This is a genomic window from Kitasatospora sp. NPDC001660 (assembly GCF_053596725.1).
Genome location: NZ_JBSFGU010000018.1, coordinates 64,352 through 81,481 on the forward strand (window position 1 = coordinate 64,352; position 17,130 = coordinate 81,481).

The following is a 17,130-nucleotide window of genomic DNA, read 5'->3' on the forward strand; positions in this document are numbered from 1 at the left end:
CGGCCCGTGGCCTGTTCCGGCTCGACCTCCAGGAGCCGGCGGCCTGGTCGTCCCGCCACACCCCGGACACCCGGCGCGATACCGGATGATCACCGCGGCCGACAGCGAAGCGAGGACAGCCCATGGACGGCCACCCGATCGACGAGCCACTGGTGCGTTCCCTCCTCCAGGCCCAGCACCCGGACCTCGCCGAGCTGCCCCTGCGCCCCGTGCCGGGCGGCTGGAGCAACCAACTGTGGCGCCTCGGCGACGAGCTGGCCGTACGGATGCCGCGCACCCCGGACGCCCCCGCGCTGCTGCGCAAGGAGTGGCAGTGGCTCCCCGCGCTGACCGCCCGGCTGCCGCTGCCCGTACCCCGCCCGGTGCGGGCCGGCGAACCTTCCGACCGCTTCCCGTTCCCCTGGACGGTCGCCGAGTGGGTCCCGGGCGAGCCGCTCGACCGCGCACCGATCGACCGACCGGCCGACGGGCCGGGCGGCTGGCCGGCTTCCTCCGGGCGCTGCACCGGCCCGCGCCCGCCGACGCGCCGGCCAATCCGCTGCGGGGAGTCGACCTCGCCGCGGTGGACGGGCAGTTCGCGGAGCGCCTGCGCGCCATCGCCCCGACCGGCCTGGCCACCGCCGAGGTCCGGGCCGCCTGGGCGGACGCCGTCGCGGCCCCGGCCTGGGACGGCCCGGCCGTGTGGCTGCACGGCGACCTCCACCCGGCGAACGTCGTCACCGCCGACGGCACGCTCGCCGGGGTGGTCGACTTCGGCGACCTGTGCGCCGGCGACCCGGCCACCGACCTCTCCGCCGCCTGGCTCCTGCTGCCCGACGGCGCACTCGCGGACTTCCTCCGCGCCTACCCGGACACCGACCCGGCGACGCTCCGCCGGGCCCGCGGCTGGGCGCTCCTGCGCAGCCTCTCCCTCATCGACATCGGCCGCGCCGGGGAGCGTGGCCTCCCCGGCGGCCAGCCGACGTGGGGGCCCGCCGGCCGGGCCGCCCTCCGCCGCGTCCTCGCGCCCGGATGACCGTCGGTACGCATCCCCGCCAGACCGCCCACGAGCCGTCGAACTTCCTTACCCAGTACGGGGGTTGTTTCGCCCTCCCAAACCGCTACGACACGATCGGCGCCAGCGCGCCCGCGCTCGGGCCGCCCGAGTGAACGCACCCGCCGTACAGGTTCGGCACCGGTGATGGGAGGTCTCCGCGAGCGCCGTGAACGTACGGCTCGACCACTCGGGCGGCGACCCCGTGGTCGGTCTCGCCCGGTAGGGCGACCGTGTCGGCACCTGCCGGGCCGAGGTCGTGGCCGTGCGCACCCGGGCCACCGAGTCCTGTGGTCCCTGCTCACCCACCACGGCCCGCCCGCGGAACCGTAGAATCCGCCGGCAGGCACCAGGAGAGGATTCACGTGTTCCGAGCCCAGCGCAAGCCCCGTTCACCGCAGTTGACGTCGTGGCAGGTCGAGGGCTTCACCACGGACGCGGGCAGGCCCGAGGTCCCGGTGCGCGGGGTCGCGCTGCTGCTGCCGGGCGGGTTCGTCCGCGGGCACGGCGGTCCGCTGCGGATCGCGGAACTCGGCCTGCGCGACCTGGCCACCGATCTCGCCGAGCGTGGACGCGCCGACGGCATCGCCGTGCACCTGCTGCGCTACCGCCACAGCGGCTGGAACGGCACGGACGCCGACACCGCCGTGGACACCCGCTGGGCGCTCGACGAGCTCGCGCGCCGGTACGGCCCGGTGCCGGTGGTCCTGGTCGGCAACTCGCTGGGCGGGCGCGCGGCGTTCTGGTGCGCCGGGCACCCCAACGTCGTCGGCGTGGCCGGCATCGCACCCTGGCTGCCCAGCGGGGACCGGGTCGATCAGCTCGCCGGGCGCCGCGTGCTGATCGTCCACGGCACCGGCGACCACAGCGCGGCGAACGCGGTCCAATCGCTCGAGTACGCCCTTCGGGCCCGCGAGGTGGCACCGGACCTCGCCCGCTACGAGGTCCCGGGCGGCAGCCACTACCTCGTGCGGCAGGCCGCCGACATCAGCGCGCTGACCACGGACTTCACGCTGGCGACCCTCGGCGCCGCACCGTCCGCGCTCGCCACCGGCAGCGTCTGCACCCGGCTGCCCTCACGAACCTGAGACCGCCCCGGAACGGCCCCCGCGCCCCGCTCTCCAACCCTGCCTCCGCCCTCCGCTCCCCCGCCTCCGCCTCCCCCTCCAACCCTGCAGAACGGCAGGGGACATGACGGACAGCCCGCCATGGATGTGCCGATCGGTACATGTCTCACAGGGGGCGCGGCGGCCAGGCTTGGGGACATCGAAACGGCGGCCGCCGGGGCCGTCGGAGAGGAGCCCACCATGTCCCGCACCCGCACCGCGATCGCCGCAGCCGCAGCCGCACTCGCCGTCACCACCATCACCGCCGCGGTCCCCGCCCAGGGCGCCGACGCGCACCCGCACCCCCGCCCGGCGAGCGTCAGCGGATCCGGCCGCATCGTGTTCGACTACGCGCCCGACGACGAGATCCGGTTCACCGTCGACGCCCAGGCCGTCCCGTTCAGCCACCCGTTCCCCGACATCCCCGCCCTGGCGCACGGTCTGCCCACCGACGCCCGGGGCACCGTCACCATCTCCCACCGGATCGCCGCCACCGGCCAGGTCGGCCACGCCGAGGCCGCGGTGGACTGCCTGGTCACCGGCGGCCCCGTCGCCACCCTGACCGCCGTCGTCACCAAGTCGGACGTCAAACCCGTCGGCGAGCGGATCGGCCTGAGCATCTACGACAGCCACGGCCACGGCGAGGACCGCCTCGGCTTCTCATGGGGCGTGGTCAACATGGACCTGGACGCCGCCGGGCAGCCCCGGCCCGGCACAGCCGGCACCTGCATGGCCCCGGCCCCCTTCAACCCGGTCGTCGAGGGCGGCTACCACGTCCACCACACCGAGCTGCCGACCTCGTGACCGGCCCGGAACGCCGCGGTCGGCGGCCACCGGAATCCTGTGGCCACCGACCGCCCGTCCTGCCTATCGTCGGGGGATGACCACTCGAACCTTCCGCATCATGGTGCGCGGCGTCTTCGACGGCCTGAGCCCCGAGCAGCGCGCCCAGCTCCTCGCCGACGCCGCCGAGCACGATGTCCTGCACGCCGCCTTCACCCGCGAGGGCCACCTCGCCTACGACCTGACCGCACGGGCCGCCTTCACCTTCCGCTTCCTGGACTCCGGCGAGGAAGAGGAGGACATCCTCGACGCGACCGAGCGCGCCGAGCAGGCCGCCGCGGCCTGGCTGACCGAGCGCGGCTACGGCTTCAAGAACCTCCGGTCCCAGGCGGAGGACCTCTCCCAGGCCCCGCTCGGCAAGCGCCAACGCCGCGCCGCCGCCAGCTAGCCCCCTCCCCCTCCGCCACCTCCTTGACCGCTCGGCGCCGGCATATACTTGATCGCTCAAGGAGGTGGCAATGACAGCCCCACGGACCGACTCACCGAACACCGACCCCCTGGACACGGCCCTGCGCCTGGTCCGCGCCCAAGCCACCCTGGTCAAGCGCTTCGACGCGAGCCTCAGCGGCCTGCACGGTGTGAGCCTCTCCGACTTCACCATGCTCCTGCGCCTCAGCGAGGCCCCCGGCGGCCGCATGCGCCGCGTCGACCTCGCCGAGGCCCTCGGCCTGACCGCCTCCGGCGTCACCCGCGGCCTCGCCCCGCTCGAACGCATCGGCCTGGTCACCCGCGAGCCGGCGCCCCGCGACGCCCGCGTCGCCTACGCCGCCCTCACCCCGACCGGCCGCGAACGCCTCGCCGAGATGCTGACCACAGCCCGCCAGGTCGCCGCCGACGTCTTCGCCCAGTGGCCCGCCGGCGATCTCACCACCCTCGCCGCCCTCCTCACCCCGCTCACGGGGCCGCTCCGCTGACGGTGCCACCGATGACGGACCCTCCACTGAGGGCGCACCCGCCGCGGAAACCCGAATGCGCCGCCCCGCGCGGCTCTGGGATCATGCCCGGATGGCGCAGCACCTCGAACCCCTCGTCGTCCGGCACACCCACCGGATCCCCCTCCCCGTCGGCACCCCCACCCCCGCCGACGGCCAAGGTGCCGATGCGGCGCGGCAGTTCGACGCCGCGCTGATGTCCGTGGGCTTCAAGCTCTCGGCGGGCCTGCTGGAGCACCTGTCCGAGCTGCCCGCGACCACCGTCGTCGACACCGCCGCCCGCACGCTGGACACCGTCCGTGCGATGGTCGGCGACCACGTCGCGCACAACGCCTACTTCATCGACTTCCCCGCCAACGTCCCGGACACGTTCGACTTCTGGACGCGGTGCATCACCGGGGCGCTCGCCGACGACGGCACCCGCGAGAACACGATCGCCCAGCTGCGCACCGGCGTCGTCGACCTGCTGACCCTCCCGACCTACGGCAACTACCGGCACACGTACGCCGAGTTGCTCGCCGCCCACGACGAACTGATCGCCGCCGCGGGCGACCGCATGACGGTCCTGCACCGGGGCGGCCCCCTGGACGACGAGCTCACCGCCCTCTACCTGGCGCTGGCCGGCAGCGCCACCCCGCTCGGCGAGGAGGCCCTGAACGACCTCCGCGTCCTCGCCGCGCACGGTGTCAACGGCCCCCAGCCCGAGGCGATCCCGGTCCGCGAGAACCGCGCCGTCGTCAACCTCGCCCGCCTCGACGCCGGCGCGGACCTCCTCCTCGACACCGCCACCGACGTGCTGCGCCTCGCCTGCGCGCTCTCCGACGGCGACGTGACGCTCACCGGACCGACCCGCTTCCGCTCGTTCTCCCGGCGCGTCCGCCGCACCCTGCTCACGGGCCTCGACGCGGTCATCGCGGAGAACCCCGCCAAGCTCGCCGATGTCACCGCCCACCGCGAGGCCTTCAAGCGCCTAGGTGAGCGCCTCCACCCCCACGAGTACCCGCGGTTCCCGCACGCCGCCGACGTGTTCGCCGTCGCCCGCGGGGAGTGGGGGGCCCACTCCTTCGACAGCCGCGTCGAGGAGCTCCTCCGCGCCGACGACGTCACCGCGGCCGTGCGGCTGCTCGCGTCCGCCCCCGGCAAGCTCTTCCGCGCCCTGGACCGCCTGCTGCGCGCCTGCCGCACCCAGGACGAGCGCGACGCCGTCGTGTCCGCCGCCGAACAGGCCGCCCCACACGCCGCCGGCCGCGTGCTGCTCTCCGTCCGCGAGCACCTCCACAACCGCACCGACGACGACAGCAGCACCCACGACAGCAGCACCGACACCGCGCCCACCAGCACCTCCAACCCCACGCCCCCTGCCCGCCGGGTCTTCGCCAACCGCCTCGGCCGCGCGTGGGTCGCCGGCGACACCCGCCCGCCCCTGCCCGCCGCCGAGCGCAAGCACCTGATCGACGCCCTCGACGCCGAGATACGCCGGCGCCTCCCCGCCCCCGAGCACCTGCTGATCGACCCGGCCGTCCTCGACGTCGCCCTCCCCCTCAGCGGCAAGGCGACCGCCACCGGCCTCGGCGTGCTCCCGCGCGGTTCCCTGTCCCCCGTCGACGGCGAACTGCTGCGCTTCTTCGTCTACTGGAAGCAGACCAGCCGCACCACCGACTTCGACCTCTCCGCGCTGCTCCTGGACGACGCCTACCAGACGATCACCTGGCTCTCCTACACCCAGCTCAGCCAGCTCGAGGGCGAGCACTCCGGCGACATCACCAACGCCCCGGACGGCGCGTCGGAGTTCATCAACCTGCGCCTGGGCGCGGCCCGCGGCACCTACATCGTCCCGCAGGTCAACATCTTCTCCGGGGAGGGCTTCGAAGAGGTCGAGGAGTCCTTCTTCGGCTACATGCTGCGCGAGGCCGAACAGCGGGGCCGCCCCTTCGAGCCGCGCACCGTCCGGATGAAGTCCGACCTGCGCGGCCCGGGCCGCGTCGCCCTCCCCCTCGCCTTCGTCCGCACCCCGGACGGCCGCTGGCACGCGAAGTGGCTGCACCTGTACCTCCAGGGCAATCCGAACGCCAACCGGGTCGAGGGCAACCGGGTCTCCGTCGCGACCCTCCTGCGCGGCATCGTCGAGCGCGAGTACCTCACCGTCCGCTACCTCACCGACCTCATCGCCGCCCCCGTCACGACCCTCTGGGACGGCACCACGCCCCCGCCCGGCCCGGTCACCTACCTCGGCCTGGAACGCCCCGCGGGCCTGCACCCGGACTCGGTCGTCATCACTCCGGAAAACCTGCGCGACCTGATCCCCGCCTGACTGCTACCGTGGTCCCCGGCGAGGCCATGATCGGACTTCCTTCTCACCTTCCCTGAACTAGTCCCTTCGCTCTCCTCGCCCTCGACCTCACCGCCGATGCCGGGGTGCCCACCACAGCACCCCGGCATCGGCGCGTCTCAACAGCTCGGCCGGGAACGGCCGATCAGAGCCAGCCCCTCCGTCTTCATCCACGGCAACGGCGGCACCTGGTCCTGACACCCCGCGACCGCACGGATTCGCGTGCGCAGCGACACACGGGCGGTGGCCCTCACCAGACAGTGCGGGCCACCGCCCTTCCGCACACCCCCACCACCCCCGCCCGCCGGACGCCCGGCAGCGGCCAACCGCCCCACCCGTCCCCAGGAGACCGCCCCGATGGCCACCGCCCAGCACCCCGCCCCCGACCTGAGCATCGACGGCACCGGCCTGCTCTGCGTGCAGCTCCTGCTGCGCCTGCGCGGTCGGATCTCCGGCCACCCGGCCGGCACGGTGGTCCACATCCACACCACCGACCCGGCCGCCCCGCTCGACCTCCCGGCCTGGTGCCACCTGACCGGCCACGAGTACCTCGGCCCGGTCCCGCACCCGGCCACCGACCACGAGGTGTACGCCATCCGCCTCACCGCCACCGCCCTCCCCACACGCCCCGACCGCCCCTGGCACCCCGCCCCGGCCGACAGCCCGACGGCCGACTGACCACCCGGCCGCCGACCGACGACGCGGCCGAAGACCGACGGTCGCGGCAGGCCGGCAATGTCGCCCACCACACCGGTGTGCCACCATGGGGGAATCGAACGACCAAGCGCCACAGGGAGGTTGACCGCCTTGGACCCGGACCCGATCCTCCACTGCCACTGGCACGATCCCCAGGGCGACTGGCATCTGAGCGTCATCCGCAACGGATCGGCCTGGGAGCTGTTCGCCGCCGCGCCCGTTCACTCCGAAACGATCCCCTTCGACGGCCCCGATGACGTCCGCCGCCTCGCCCAGGCGCTGCTGGACCTGCCGGCCGAGCCCGAGCCGTACGAGTTCGAGTGGCACCTCTCGCGCAACGAGGACTCCCGGCCCGGGGGCGAGCGCACCCACTTCGCGACCTTCACCGTCGGGCTCGACCCGGCCGACGACCACCGCCCCTACCTCGCCTACCAGTCCTACTACCACCGGGGCCACTCGACCGCCCTCGGGCTGGAGGTGATCTGCGAGAACCCGCCGATCGACCACCTGCAGGCCCAGGCGCACGCACTCCTCACGAGCCTCCCGAACCCGCAGGCGTTCCCCCCGCACCACACCCGCCGGACACCCTGAGCGTCCGCGCGAAGCGGTCCGCAAGAAGCCACTGCCAGAGCCCAACTCCCCTGAGCGGACCACCGGTTGGCGAACGCGAGCGCCGCACGCCCGCCGAAGCGGTCGTGCGGCGCCAAAGACCCCCCGGGAACTCCCCGGTCAGCCGGACGAACTCAGGCCAAACTCGGGCCGAGCTCAGGCCGTCCGCCGCAGCAGCGCCAGGTACATCGCGTCCGTCCCGTGCAGGTGCGGCCAGAGCTGCACGTCCGGCCCGTCCCCGAGCGCGGGCACGCCGGGCAGCAGCGGCCGGGCGTCGATCCACTCGACGCGACCGCCCTCCGCGCGCAGCACGTCGTCGACGACGGCCCGGGTCTCCGCGAGGTGCGGCGAGCAGGTCGCGTACCCGACGACGCCGCCCACCCGGGTGGCCTCGATGGCGGATCGCAGCAGGTCCCGCTGGAGCGGCCCGAACGCGGCGATGTCCGCGGGCCGCCGACGCCAGCGCGCCTCCGGCCGGCGGCGCAGCGCGCCGAGCCCGGAGCACGGCACGTCCACGAGCACCCGGTCGAAGCCGCCGGAGCGCCAGGCCGGCCGCGTCCCGTCCGCCGCGATCACGGTGTACGGGCCGGGGTTGCCCTCCAGCGCCCGCGCCACCAGCCGGGCCCGGTGCGGCTGCTTCTCGCTGGCCACGAGGGCCGCGCCGCGCTCGGCGGCGAGGGCGCCGAGCAGCGCGGCCTTGCCGCCGGGGCCGGCGCAGCCGTCGAGCCAGATCCGGTCGGGGCCGTCCAGCGGCGCGGTGGCGAGGGCGAGCGCGACCAGCTGGCTGCCCTCGTCCTGCACACCGGCCCGGTTCTCCCGGACGGCGTCCAGCGAGCCCGGGTCGCCGCCCTCGGCGAGCCGCAGTGCGAACGGGGACCAGCGGCCGGGCTCGGCCTCCGGCAGCACGTCCGCCAGTTCGCCGACGGTGGCCCGCCCGGGCCGGGCGACGAGCGTGACCTCGGGCCGCTCGTTGTCGGCGCGCAGCAGTTCCTCCATCGCGGTGCGCCCGGAGGCGTCCGGCTGCCAGCGGCCGAGGGAGTCCCAGAGCGCGGAGACGACCCAGCGCGGGTGCGAGTGGACGACGGCGAGGTGGTCCTCGGCGTCCTGGTCGTACGGCGGGGCGACCTGCTCGATCCAGGCGTCGAGGTCATGGGCGCTGATCCGGCGCAGGACGGCGTTGACGAACTTCGCCTTGCCGTCGCCGAGCACGACGCGCGCGAGCTCGACGGTCGCCGAGACGGCCGCGTGGCTCGGGATGCGGGTGGCGAGCAGCTGGTGGGCGCCGAGCGAGAGCACGTCGAGCACCGGCGGGTCGACCTTGCTCAGCGGCCGGTCGATGCAGGCGGCGATGATCGCGTCGTAGGTGCCCTGGAGGCGCAGGGTGCCGTAGACGAGCTCGGTGGCGAGGGCGGCATCGCGCCGCTCCATGCCCTTCTGCTCGGCCTCGCGGAGCAGCGAGGGCAGGATCAGGTTGGCGTAGGCGTCGCGCTCGTCGACGGCCCGCAGGGCGCGGAAGGCGACGATCCGGGCCGGGTCCTTCTTGGGCCGGCGGTGCGGACGGGGGGCGCGCTTGGCGCTGGGAGTGGTCACGGGTGCCTCAAGGTGCTGCGGTGGCTATCAAGGTGGTTATCAGACGAACAGTAACGCTAAACGGGCCGAACCGAACGATCAGCCCCCGAACCGCTCCCCGGCCTCCAGCCGCGCCCCGCGCGCCCAGTCCGCGGCCCGCATCTCCTTCTTGCCCTGCGGACGGACCTCCCCGAGCTCGATCTCGTGGCTGCCGGTCCCGACCCGGACGCTGTTCTTGCCGGCCATCGCCACCTCGCCCGGCGCGAGCCCGGTCTCCCCGGGCAGCAGCCTGACCGGCCCGGTCACCTTCAGCCGCTCGCCGCGGAACTCCGTCCACGCGCCCGGCGCCGGGGCGCAGCCGCGCACGACGCGGTCGATCCGCAGGGCGGGGTGGGTCCAGTCGATGCGCGCGTCCTCGACGGTGATCTTCGGTGCGAGCGTGACGCCCTCGGCCGACTGCGGCACGGCGTGCAGGGAGCCGTCCGCGATGCCGTCCATGGTGGCCAGAAGCAGGCGCGCGCCGGACAGGGAGAGCCGGGTGAGCAGTTCGCCGCTGGTGTCGGTCGGGCGGACCTCCTCGGTGATCACGCCGAAGACCGGGCCGGAGTCCAGGCCCTGCTCGATCAGGAAGGTGGACGCGCCGGTGACCTCGTCGCCGGCGAGCACCGCGTGCTGGACCGGGGCGGCGCCGCGCCACGCGGGCAGCAGCGAGAAGTGCAGGTTGACCCACCCGTGCTTGGGGATCTCCAGGGTGCCGGGGCGCAGCAGGGCGCCGTAGGCGACCACCGGGCAGCAGTCGGGGGCGAGTTCGGTGAGCCGGGCGACGAAGTCCGGGTCGCTGGGCTTCACCGGCTTGAGGACCTCGATCCCGGCCTCCTCGGCGCGCTGGGCGACGGGGCTGGCGACCAGCTTGCGGCCGCGCCCGGCGGGGGCGTCGGGGCGGGTGACCACCGCGACGACCTCGTGCCGGTCGGAGGCGAGCAGGGCGTCCAGGGCGGGGACGGCGACCTCGGGGGTGCCGGCGAAGACGAGACGCATCAAGTGCCTTTCTTTAACGATGAGTTGGAACGAGACTCAGCGCGCCGCGCCGAACGTTCCGTGCGGGGAGACCTTGACGACCGGCGCGGGCCCGGCGCCCCACTCCGACTCCCGGATCGCCCTGAGCGCGGCCTTGCGCTGCTCCGCGTCGAGCCGGTCGATGAAGATGATGCCGTCGAGGTGGTCGGTCTCGTGCTGGATGCAGCGGGCGAGCAGCTGGGTGCCCTCCAGCGTGACCGGATCGCCGTACATGTTGAAGCCCTTGGCGACGACGCCGTACGCGCGCTTGGTGTCGTAGCGCAGGCCGGGCAGGGAGAGGCAGCCCTCGGGGCCGTCCTGCTCCTCGTCGCTCAGCGACAGGTCCGGGTTGATCAGGTGTCCGGTGACGCCGTCCACGTGGTAGGTGAACACCCGCAGGGAGACGCCGAGTTGGGGCGCGGCGAGGCCGGCGCCGGGGGCGTCGAGCATGGTGTCGGCGAGGTCCCGGACCAGGTTGCGCAGTTCCTTGTCGAAGGTGGTCACCGGCTGTGCGGTGGCGCGCAGGACGGGGTCTCCGAAGAGACGGATCGGCTGGATCGCCACGGGGTGCGGGCTCCTGTCCGTAGGGGCGCGGGCTGCGGGCAACGACTGGTTCACCGCAAGTCTATGCAACCCGCCGGGCCGCCGATCCGGCCGTCCGCGCCGCCACGCGCGCCGTCCCGCGCCGTCCCGTGCCGTCCCGCACCGTCCCGTGCCCCCCGCACCCGGTTCTGGCATATCCCGACTCCGTCCCACGGCGTTACCCCGGCCCCCGCTTCGGCGTTGGTCAAGTGAGATTGACCGGGGCTGGGGCGCACGGGACACGGCGCTCCGGCCGAGCTGACCGTACGGAAGGTGGCACGTACGCCATGGCCGAGCAGATCAACCACGACGCCCGGGCGCGGGCGAGCCTGCACCTGCTGGTGCGGGACATCGAGCGGGTGAGGCGCCAGGTCGACGCGCTGCGGACGCTCACCGCCCAGCTGGGCAACGTCTACCGTCCGCGCCGCCCCAGCACCTCGGCCGGATTCGTGGTGTACGGGCGGGCGCCCGCGCCGACCGTGCGTCTGGCGCAGGAGCTGCGGGAGAGCGTGGAGACGCTGGTGGCGGCGGCGGTCGAGTTCGACCGTGCCCTCGGCTTCTCCTGGGACTCGGTCGGCTCGGCCCTCGGCGTCACCAAGCAGGCGGTGCACCGGCGGTACGGGATGCGCCGGCCGACCAGCGAACTGCTCGCCGCCAGCGGCGCCGTCCCGGGCCCGAGCCGCCCGGACCGCTCCGAGGACCTCCCCGCCCCCGCCGAGCGCGGCGGCCTGGCCGCCACCGTCCCTGCGGCCCGCCAGGGCGGCCTGGACCGCAGTGCGCTCGACCGCCCGGGCATGGACCGCCCCGCCGTGGACCGCACCCCCATCGACCGCGTCGCCCCCGACCGCTCCCCCGCCGAGCGCTCCCCGATCGACCGCACCGGCATCCCCCTGCGCGGCTGACCCCTCCTTCCCAGGAGGGCCCCGGGGCGGGGTGGCCCACTCACCCCGCCCCCGCACCGCCAAGACCCGCACCGCCAAGACCCGCGCCACCGAGCACCCCACCACCGAGCACCCCACCCGACGGACCCCGTCCGAGCGTCACCCGATGTCCGTCGGATCCACCCGCACCCGCACCGCCTCCGGCGTCCGCAGCGCGATCCTCGCGATCTGCGCCGCCTTGAGCGCCGCCGCCAGCGCCGTCCCCTGCCCGGGCGGCACGCGCAGCAGCGCGCGTTCCTGCTCCTCCCCGCGCAGCGCCGGCACGGGCACCGGGCCGAGCACGTCCGCGCCCTCCGGCAGCCGGATCAGCCCCAGCAGGTCGGCCACCGCCGCCGGGCTCCCCGCGACCGAGGCCATCCGGGAGACCGGCGGGAAGTGCAGCTGGGCCCGCTCGTCCCGCTCCAGCCCGGCGTGCCCGAGCGGGTCCCACCGCACCAGGGCCTGCACCGGCCGCGCGGACGGCTCCGCGACCACGACCACCGTCCCGCCCTCCGTCGACGGCCGGACGAGCGCGGCGGCCGCCAGCCACAGCCGCAGCGTCTCCTCACCGGCCCGCAGGTCCGGCCGGCTCAGCAGCGCCCAGCCGTCCAGCAGCAGCGCGGCCCCGTACCCGGAGCCGCCCTCGACCACCGGCTCGGCGCCGGGCGTGGAGATCACCAGCGAGGGCTCGTCGGGCACGGTGACGAGCACCGCGTCCCGCCCTGAGGTCCGCACCGGGATGCGCGGGAACGCCTTCCCGAGCTCCTCGGCCGTCCGCCGCGCGCCGATCACCTGCGCCCGCAGCCGGAAGGAGCCGCACTCTGCACAGTGCCAGTCGTTCTCCGGCTCCCCGCACCACCCGCAGTGCAGCGCGGCGTCCGCCGACGGCGCCTCCAACGGCCCCTCGCACCGCCGGCAGCGCGCGGGCGTCCGGCAGCGTCCGCAGGCCAGCCGGGGCACGTAGCCCCGCCGGGGCACCTGGATGAGCACCGGGCGCCCGGCCGCGAGCGCGTCCCGCGCGGCCTCCCAGGCCACCGACGGCAGCCGGGCGGCCTGCGCGGCGGCGTCCCGGTGCTGGTCCTGGTCGGTGACGGTCCGCACGCGCGGTGCGACCTGGCGGACGGTCTCCCGGTCCGCGACCAGCGGCCGCGCCCACCCGGTGCTGACCAGCTGCGCGCCCTCGACGGTCACGGCGTGCCCGCCGAGCAGCACGGCCGCGCCCTCCTCGGCCGCACGCAGCAGCGCGACCTCGCGGACGTGCGGGTGCGGGGCGCGCGGATCACTGTGGCTGCTGTCGCCGTCCGACCAGACCACGACCAGCCCGAGGTCGCGCACCGGCGCGAACATCGTGGCGCGCGTGCCGATGGCGGCGTGCACCGAGCCGCGGCTCACCGCGAGCCAGCGCCGGTAGCGCTCCCGAGGGCCGAGCTCCGCCTCCAGGGCCACGTGCATGCCTTCGCCGAGCATCTCGGTGAGCGCCCGGTCCACCCGCGCCACCGACCGCCCGTCCGGCAGGACGACCAGCGCGCCGCGCCCGCTCGCGAGCGTCGCCGCGACGGCCCGGGCGATCTCGTACGGCCAGCCGGGCCCGGGCAATGCCGCCCAGACGGCCCGCGGCGAGCCGCCCTGGGCCAGCGCGGCCAGGAAGTCGGGCCCGGCCGGGTAGCGCTGCCAGCTCCCGGGGGCGGGCGCCGCCGGACGCGGCCGCGGCTCCGGGGAGGACTCGGCCTCGGCCTTGGCGTGCCGGGGCGGGATCGCCAGCTGGAGGACGTCCGCCAGCGTGCCCGCGTACCGGTCGGCGACGGTCCGGCACAGGCGCAGCAACTGCGGGGTGAGGACGGGCTCGGGCGAGAGCACCTGGGCGAGCGGCGCGAGCGGCCCGGGGAAGTCGCTCTTCTCCAGCCGGGCGACGATGAACCCGTCGTGCAGTTCCCCGCCCTCGCGCTGCCCCTTGACCACGCGCGCCCCGAACCGGACCCGGACCCGGACGCCGGGCCTGGCGTCCTCGGCCATCGCGGCCGGCACCTCGTAGTCGAAGAACTTGTCGATGGTCAGCACGCCCTTGTCGACCACGACCCGGGCCACCGGCAGGTGCTCGGCCCGCTTCGCGCCACGCCACGTCCGCGGCTTGGCCCGCCGGACCGTCTCCCGGATGAACGCCAGCTGCTCCGGCTCGGCGGCCCCGTTGTCCCCTGTGCTGCTCATCGCTCCCAGTACTACCAGGTCACACCGACACGAAACGAAAGCGGCCGGCTCCGACCCCGGCTGGCCACTCCCAAGGGCTCGTCCCGCCCGACGCGCAGCGGCGCCCACCCCCCGCCGAGGGGTGGGCGCCGCGTTCGAGACTCGGACGGCTCAGTCGGCGATGGCGGCCTTCAGCTGCTCGACCCGGTCGGTGCGCTCCCAGGTGAAGTCCGGCAGCTCACGGCCGAAGTGGCCGTACGCGGCGGTCTGGGAGTAGATCGGGCGCAGCAGGTCGAGGTCGCGGATGATCGCGGCGGGGCGCAGGTCGAAGACCTCGCTGACGGCCTTCTGGATGTCGAGGACCGGGACGCTCTCGGTGCCGAAGGTCTCGACGAACAGGCCGACCGGCTCGGCCTTGCCGATCGCGTACGCGACCTGGACCTCGGCGCGGCGGGCGAGGCCGGCGGCGACGATGTTCTTCGCCACCCAGCGCATCGCGTACGCGGCCGAGCGGTCCACCTTGGACGGGTCCTTGCCCGAGAAGGCGCCGCCGCCGTGGCGGGCCATGCCGCCGTAGGTGTCGATGATGATCTTGCGGCCGGTCAGACCGGCGTCGCCCATCGGGCCGCCGATCTCGAAGCGGCCGGTCGGGTTGACCAGCAGGCGGTAGCCGTCGGTCACCAGCTTGATGCCCTGCTCGGCGAGCGCCTTGAGCTCCGGCTCGACGACGAACTCGCGGATGTCCGGGGTGAGCAGCGACTCCAGGTCGATGTCCGAGGCGTGCTGCGTGGAGACGACCACGGTGTCGAGGCGGACGGCCTTGTCGCCGTCGTACTCGATGGTGACCTGGGTCTTGCCGTCGGGACGCAGGTACGGGATGGTCCCGTTCTTGCGGACCTCGGTCAGCCGGCGCGACAGGCGGTGCGCCAGGGTGATCGGCAGCGGCATGAGCTCGGGGGTCTCGTCCGACGCGTAGCCGAACATCAGGCCCTGGTCGCCGGCACCCTGCTTGTCCAGGTCGTCGTCATCACCCTCGACACGGGCCTCGTAAGCGCTGTCGACGCCCTGCGCGATGTCGGGCGACTGGGCACCGATGGACACCGAGACACCGCAGGAGGCGCCGTCGAAGCCCTTCTTGGAGCTGTCGTAGCCGATCTCCAGGATCTTGTCCCGGACGAGCTGGGCGATCGGCGCGTACGCCTTCGTCGTCACCTCGCCGGCCACGTGCACCTGGCCGGTGGTGATGAGCGTCTCCACGGCGACCCGGGAGGTCGGGTCCTCCCGGAGGAGAGCGTCGAGGATGGTGTCGCTGATCTGGTCAGCGATCTTGTCGGGGTGCCCCTCGGTCACGGACTCCGAGGTGAACAGGCGGCGAGACACAGCGCTCCCTGGGGTTGCAGCGGCTGCTGACTGAAGGCCCCCGGCGGACCGGGGACATCCGGAAAGACTTGATTCCTGGAGTCTAACGGTCTGGTTCTGCCGAACGTCACCCGCTTCCGGAAATCGAGACCGTTATCCAGCGACTCTCCGACCGGACTCAAGCACCTCCAGATCAGTTACCGACCGTTTTCATCCCCTTCACGACCAGGTCCCAGACCACATCCGCCAACGCCTCCTTGGGACCCACCGGAACGGCCGTCTCACTGCCGTCGGAGCCCAGCACCACGGCCTCGTTGACGTCCGTCCCGAAGGCCTTCCCGTTGCCGACCTCGTTGACGACGAGCAGGTCGCAGCCCTTGCGGGCGAGCTTGGCGCGACCGTACGCGAGCACGTCGTCGGTCTCCGCCGCGAAACCCACGACCAGTTGGCCCGAACGGGGGCGGTGGGCCGACAACTCGGCCAGGACGTCCGGGTTGCGGACCAGCGCGACCGGCGCCGGCTCGACCCCCTCGACCTTCTTGATCTTGCCGGTGACGTACTCGGCGGGCCGGAAGTCGGCCACCGCCGCGGCCATGACCACGGCGTCCGCGTCCGCGGCGGCCTCCAGCGCGGCCTCCCGCAGCTCCAGGGCGGTCGAGACGTGCACCACGTCCACCCCTGCCGGATCCGGCAGTTCCGCGTTGGCCGAGACCAGCGTCACCCGCGCCCCACGGGCCGCCGCCGTCACGGCGAGCGCGTAGCCCTGCTTGCCGGAGGAGCGGTTGCCGAGGAAGCGCACCGGGTCCAGCGGCTCCCGGGTGCCGCCGGCCGAGACCACCACGTGCCGCCCGGCCAGGTCGGCCGGCACGGCGCCGCCGCGGCGCAGCACCGACCGGCAGGCGTCGAAGATCGCGGACGGCTCGGGCAGCCGCCCCTTGCCGGTGTCCTTGCCGGTGAGCCGCCCGACGGCCGGCTCCAGCACGATGACGCCCCGGCGCCGCAGCGTGGCGACGTTCTCCCGGGTGGCCGGGTGCTCCCACATCTCGGTGTGCATGGCGGGCGCGACCACGACCGGACAGCGGGCGGTGAGCAGGGTGTTGGTGAGCAGGTCGTCGGCCAGGCCGTGGGCGGCCTTGGCGATCAGGTCCGCGGTGGCGGGGGCGACGACGACGAGGTCGGCCTGCTGGCCGATCCGCACGTGCGGCACCTCGTGGACGCTCTCCCAGGTCTCGGTGGCGGCCGGGCGGCCGGAGAGGGCGGCCCAGGTGGCCTCGCCGACGAAGTGCAGCGCGGCGGCGGTGGGCACCACGGTGACCTGGTGGCCGGACTCGGTGAACCGGCGGAGCAGCTCGCACGCCTTGTAGGCCGCGATGCCGCCGCTGACGCCGAGGACGACGCGCGGGGCGTCCGCGCCGGTCCGGTCCGAAGTCGCGCTCATACTCCCGCTCTCCTCCACTCCAGGGACGTGCACACCCTACGACCCCTCGGTGATCACCCGCACCGTGGCACCGCGCACACCGGCATCGACGCCCGGCACGCAACACCCGACACCGGCCCCCGACAACGCCGAAGGGCCCGGCGGAAGCGGTTCCGCCAGGCCCTTTCGGAGAGTTGCGAGATCGACCGGCTCAGGCGGCCTCGATCGCCTCCGCGGTCAGCATGCCGGCGTTGATCTCGCGCAGCGCGATCGACAGCGGCTTCTCGTGGACGTGGGTGTCGACCAGCGGGCCGACGTACTCCAGCAGACCCTCACCGAGCTGGGAGTAGTACGCGTTGATCTGGCGCGCACGCTTGGCGGCGTAGATCACCAGGCTGTACTTGGAGTCGGTGGCCTCAAGCAGCTCGTCGATCGGCGGGTTGATGATGCCCTCGGGCGCGGTCATGGAAGAGGACACGCGAAAACCTTCCGAAA

At 74.3% G+C, this 17,130-nt stretch carries 15 protein-coding genes and 1 pseudogene; 9 read left to right on the forward strand and 7 right to left on the reverse strand.

Annotated features, from left to right (window positions below; genetic code table 11):
* Positions 1-122 precede the first annotated feature (122 nt).
* The 8 genes and pseudogenes from ACWCXH_RS20790 (at position 123) to ACWCXH_RS20825 (ending at position 7,530) form a co-directional block, all read left to right on the forward strand.
* Positions 123-1,015: pseudogene (locus ACWCXH_RS20790) on the forward strand (aminoglycoside phosphotransferase family protein).
* Between the two features lie 383 nt (positions 1,016-1,398).
* Complete coding sequence (locus ACWCXH_RS20795) at positions 1,399-2,121, forward strand: alpha/beta hydrolase (RefSeq protein ID WP_449802907.1); 723 nt, start codon at positions 1,399-1,401, stop codon at positions 2,119-2,121.
* 219 nt (positions 2,122-2,340) lie between these two features.
* Positions 2,341-2,943: a hypothetical protein gene (locus ACWCXH_RS20800; protein WP_449802908.1), complete on the forward strand. Its 603-nt coding sequence runs from the start codon at positions 2,341-2,343 to the stop codon at positions 2,941-2,943.
* A 76-nt stretch (positions 2,944-3,019) separates the two neighbouring features.
* A complete protein-coding gene (locus tag ACWCXH_RS20805) occupies positions 3,020-3,370 on the forward strand; it encodes a DUF6204 family protein (RefSeq protein ID WP_449802909.1) in 351 nt (116 codons plus the stop codon).
* A 70-nt stretch (positions 3,371-3,440) separates the two neighbouring features.
* A complete protein-coding gene (locus ACWCXH_RS20810; protein ID WP_449802910.1) occupies positions 3,441-3,896 on the forward strand; it encodes a MarR family winged helix-turn-helix transcriptional regulator in 456 nt (151 codons plus the stop codon).
* A 91-nt stretch (positions 3,897-3,987) separates the two neighbouring features.
* The gene (locus tag ACWCXH_RS20815; RefSeq protein ID WP_449802911.1) at positions 3,988-6,225 is read left to right on the forward strand and encodes a hypothetical protein; all 2,238 of its coding nucleotides are present in this window, start codon (positions 3,988-3,990) and stop codon (positions 6,223-6,225) included.
* 375 nt (positions 6,226-6,600) lie between these two features.
* Positions 6,601-6,921 carry a sulfurtransferase TusA family protein gene (locus ACWCXH_RS20820; protein WP_449802912.1) on the forward strand — a complete coding sequence of 107 codons (321 nt, stop codon included), beginning with the start codon at positions 6,601-6,603 and terminating at the stop codon, positions 6,919-6,921.
* 129 nt (positions 6,922-7,050) lie between these two features.
* Positions 7,051-7,530: a hypothetical protein gene (locus ACWCXH_RS20825; protein WP_449802913.1), complete on the forward strand. Its 480-nt coding sequence runs from the start codon at positions 7,051-7,053 to the stop codon at positions 7,528-7,530.
* Between the two features lie 174 nt (positions 7,531-7,704).
* Here the strand turns inward: ACWCXH_RS20825 and ACWCXH_RS20830 are convergent, their stop codons facing one another.
* From ACWCXH_RS20830 to def, 3 genes are all read right to left on the reverse strand, one after another.
* Positions 7,705-9,138 (reverse strand): RsmB/NOP family class I SAM-dependent RNA methyltransferase, encoded by a 1,434-nt coding sequence (locus ACWCXH_RS20830; RefSeq protein WP_449802914.1) that lies wholly within the window; start codon positions 9,136-9,138, stop codon positions 7,705-7,707.
* A 78-nt stretch (positions 9,139-9,216) separates the two neighbouring features.
* The gene (gene fmt / locus ACWCXH_RS20835; RefSeq protein WP_449802915.1) at positions 9,217-10,155 is read right to left on the reverse strand and encodes a methionyl-tRNA formyltransferase; all 939 of its coding nucleotides are present in this window, start codon (positions 10,153-10,155) and stop codon (positions 9,217-9,219) included.
* Positions 10,156-10,191: 36 nt separating this feature from the next.
* Positions 10,192-10,737 carry a peptide deformylase gene (gene def, locus ACWCXH_RS20840; protein WP_449802916.1) on the reverse strand — a complete coding sequence of 182 codons (546 nt, stop codon included), beginning with the start codon at positions 10,735-10,737 and terminating at the stop codon, positions 10,192-10,194.
* 305 nt (positions 10,738-11,042) lie between these two features.
* Here def and ACWCXH_RS20845 point away from each other — a divergent pair, with 305 nt between their 5' ends.
* Entirely contained in the window at positions 11,043-11,657 is a 615-nt protein-coding gene (locus tag ACWCXH_RS20845; RefSeq protein WP_449802917.1) for a hypothetical protein, read from the forward strand.
* A 138-nt stretch (positions 11,658-11,795) separates the two neighbouring features.
* Here the strand turns inward: ACWCXH_RS20845 and ACWCXH_RS20850 are convergent, their stop codons facing one another.
* The 4 genes from ACWCXH_RS20850 to rpoZ form a co-directional block, all read right to left on the reverse strand.
* A complete protein-coding gene (locus ACWCXH_RS20850; RefSeq protein ID WP_449802918.1) occupies positions 11,796-13,880 on the reverse strand; it encodes a primosomal protein N' in 2,085 nt (694 codons plus the stop codon).
* Positions 13,881-14,030: 150 nt separating this feature from the next.
* Positions 14,031-15,239, reverse strand: coding sequence for a methionine adenosyltransferase (metK, locus tag ACWCXH_RS20855; RefSeq protein ID WP_449802919.1), 1,209 nt, complete (start codon positions 15,237-15,239; stop codon positions 14,031-14,033).
* A gap of 172 nt (positions 15,240-15,411) precedes the next feature.
* Positions 15,412-16,656 (reverse strand): bifunctional phosphopantothenoylcysteine decarboxylase/phosphopantothenate--cysteine ligase CoaBC, encoded by a 1,245-nt coding sequence (gene coaBC, locus ACWCXH_RS20860; protein WP_449802920.1) that lies wholly within the window; start codon positions 16,654-16,656, stop codon positions 15,412-15,414.
* A gap of 190 nt (positions 16,657-16,846) precedes the next feature.
* Positions 16,847-17,113, reverse strand: a complete 267-nt coding sequence (gene rpoZ, locus ACWCXH_RS20865; RefSeq protein ID WP_030240625.1) for a DNA-directed RNA polymerase subunit omega — start codon at positions 17,111-17,113, stop codon at positions 16,847-16,849.
* Positions 17,114-17,130 lie beyond the last annotated feature (17 nt).

Bases quoted from the DNA above. Each gene is read 5' to 3' on its own strand.
- ACWCXH_RS20805 (WP_449802909.1), top strand. From the start codon at position 3,020: ATGACCACTCGAACCTTCCGCATCATGGTGCGCGGCGTCTTCGACGGC.
- fmt (WP_449802915.1), bottom strand. From the start codon at position 10,155: ATGCGTCTCGTCTTCGCCGGCACCCCCGAGGTCGCCGTCCCCGCCCTG.
- ACWCXH_RS20845 (WP_449802917.1), top strand. From the start codon at position 11,043: ATGGCCGAGCAGATCAACCACGACGCCCGGGCGCGGGCGAGCCTGCAC.
- ACWCXH_RS20820 (WP_449802912.1), top strand. From the start codon at position 6,601: ATGGCCACCGCCCAGCACCCCGCCCCCGACCTGAGCATCGACGGCACC.
- coaBC (WP_449802920.1), bottom strand. From the start codon at position 16,656: ATGAGCGCGACTTCGGACCGGACCGGCGCGGACGCCCCGCGCGTCGTC.
- ACWCXH_RS20850 (WP_449802918.1), bottom strand. From the start codon at position 13,880: ATGAGCAGCACAGGGGACAACGGGGCCGCCGAGCCGGAGCAGCTGGCG.
- ACWCXH_RS20800 (WP_449802908.1), top strand. From the start codon at position 2,341: ATGTCCCGCACCCGCACCGCGATCGCCGCAGCCGCAGCCGCACTCGCC.
- ACWCXH_RS20815 (WP_449802911.1), top strand. From the start codon at position 3,988: ATGGCGCAGCACCTCGAACCCCTCGTCGTCCGGCACACCCACCGGATC.
- ACWCXH_RS20810 (WP_449802910.1), top strand. From the start codon at position 3,441: ATGACAGCCCCACGGACCGACTCACCGAACACCGACCCCCTGGACACG.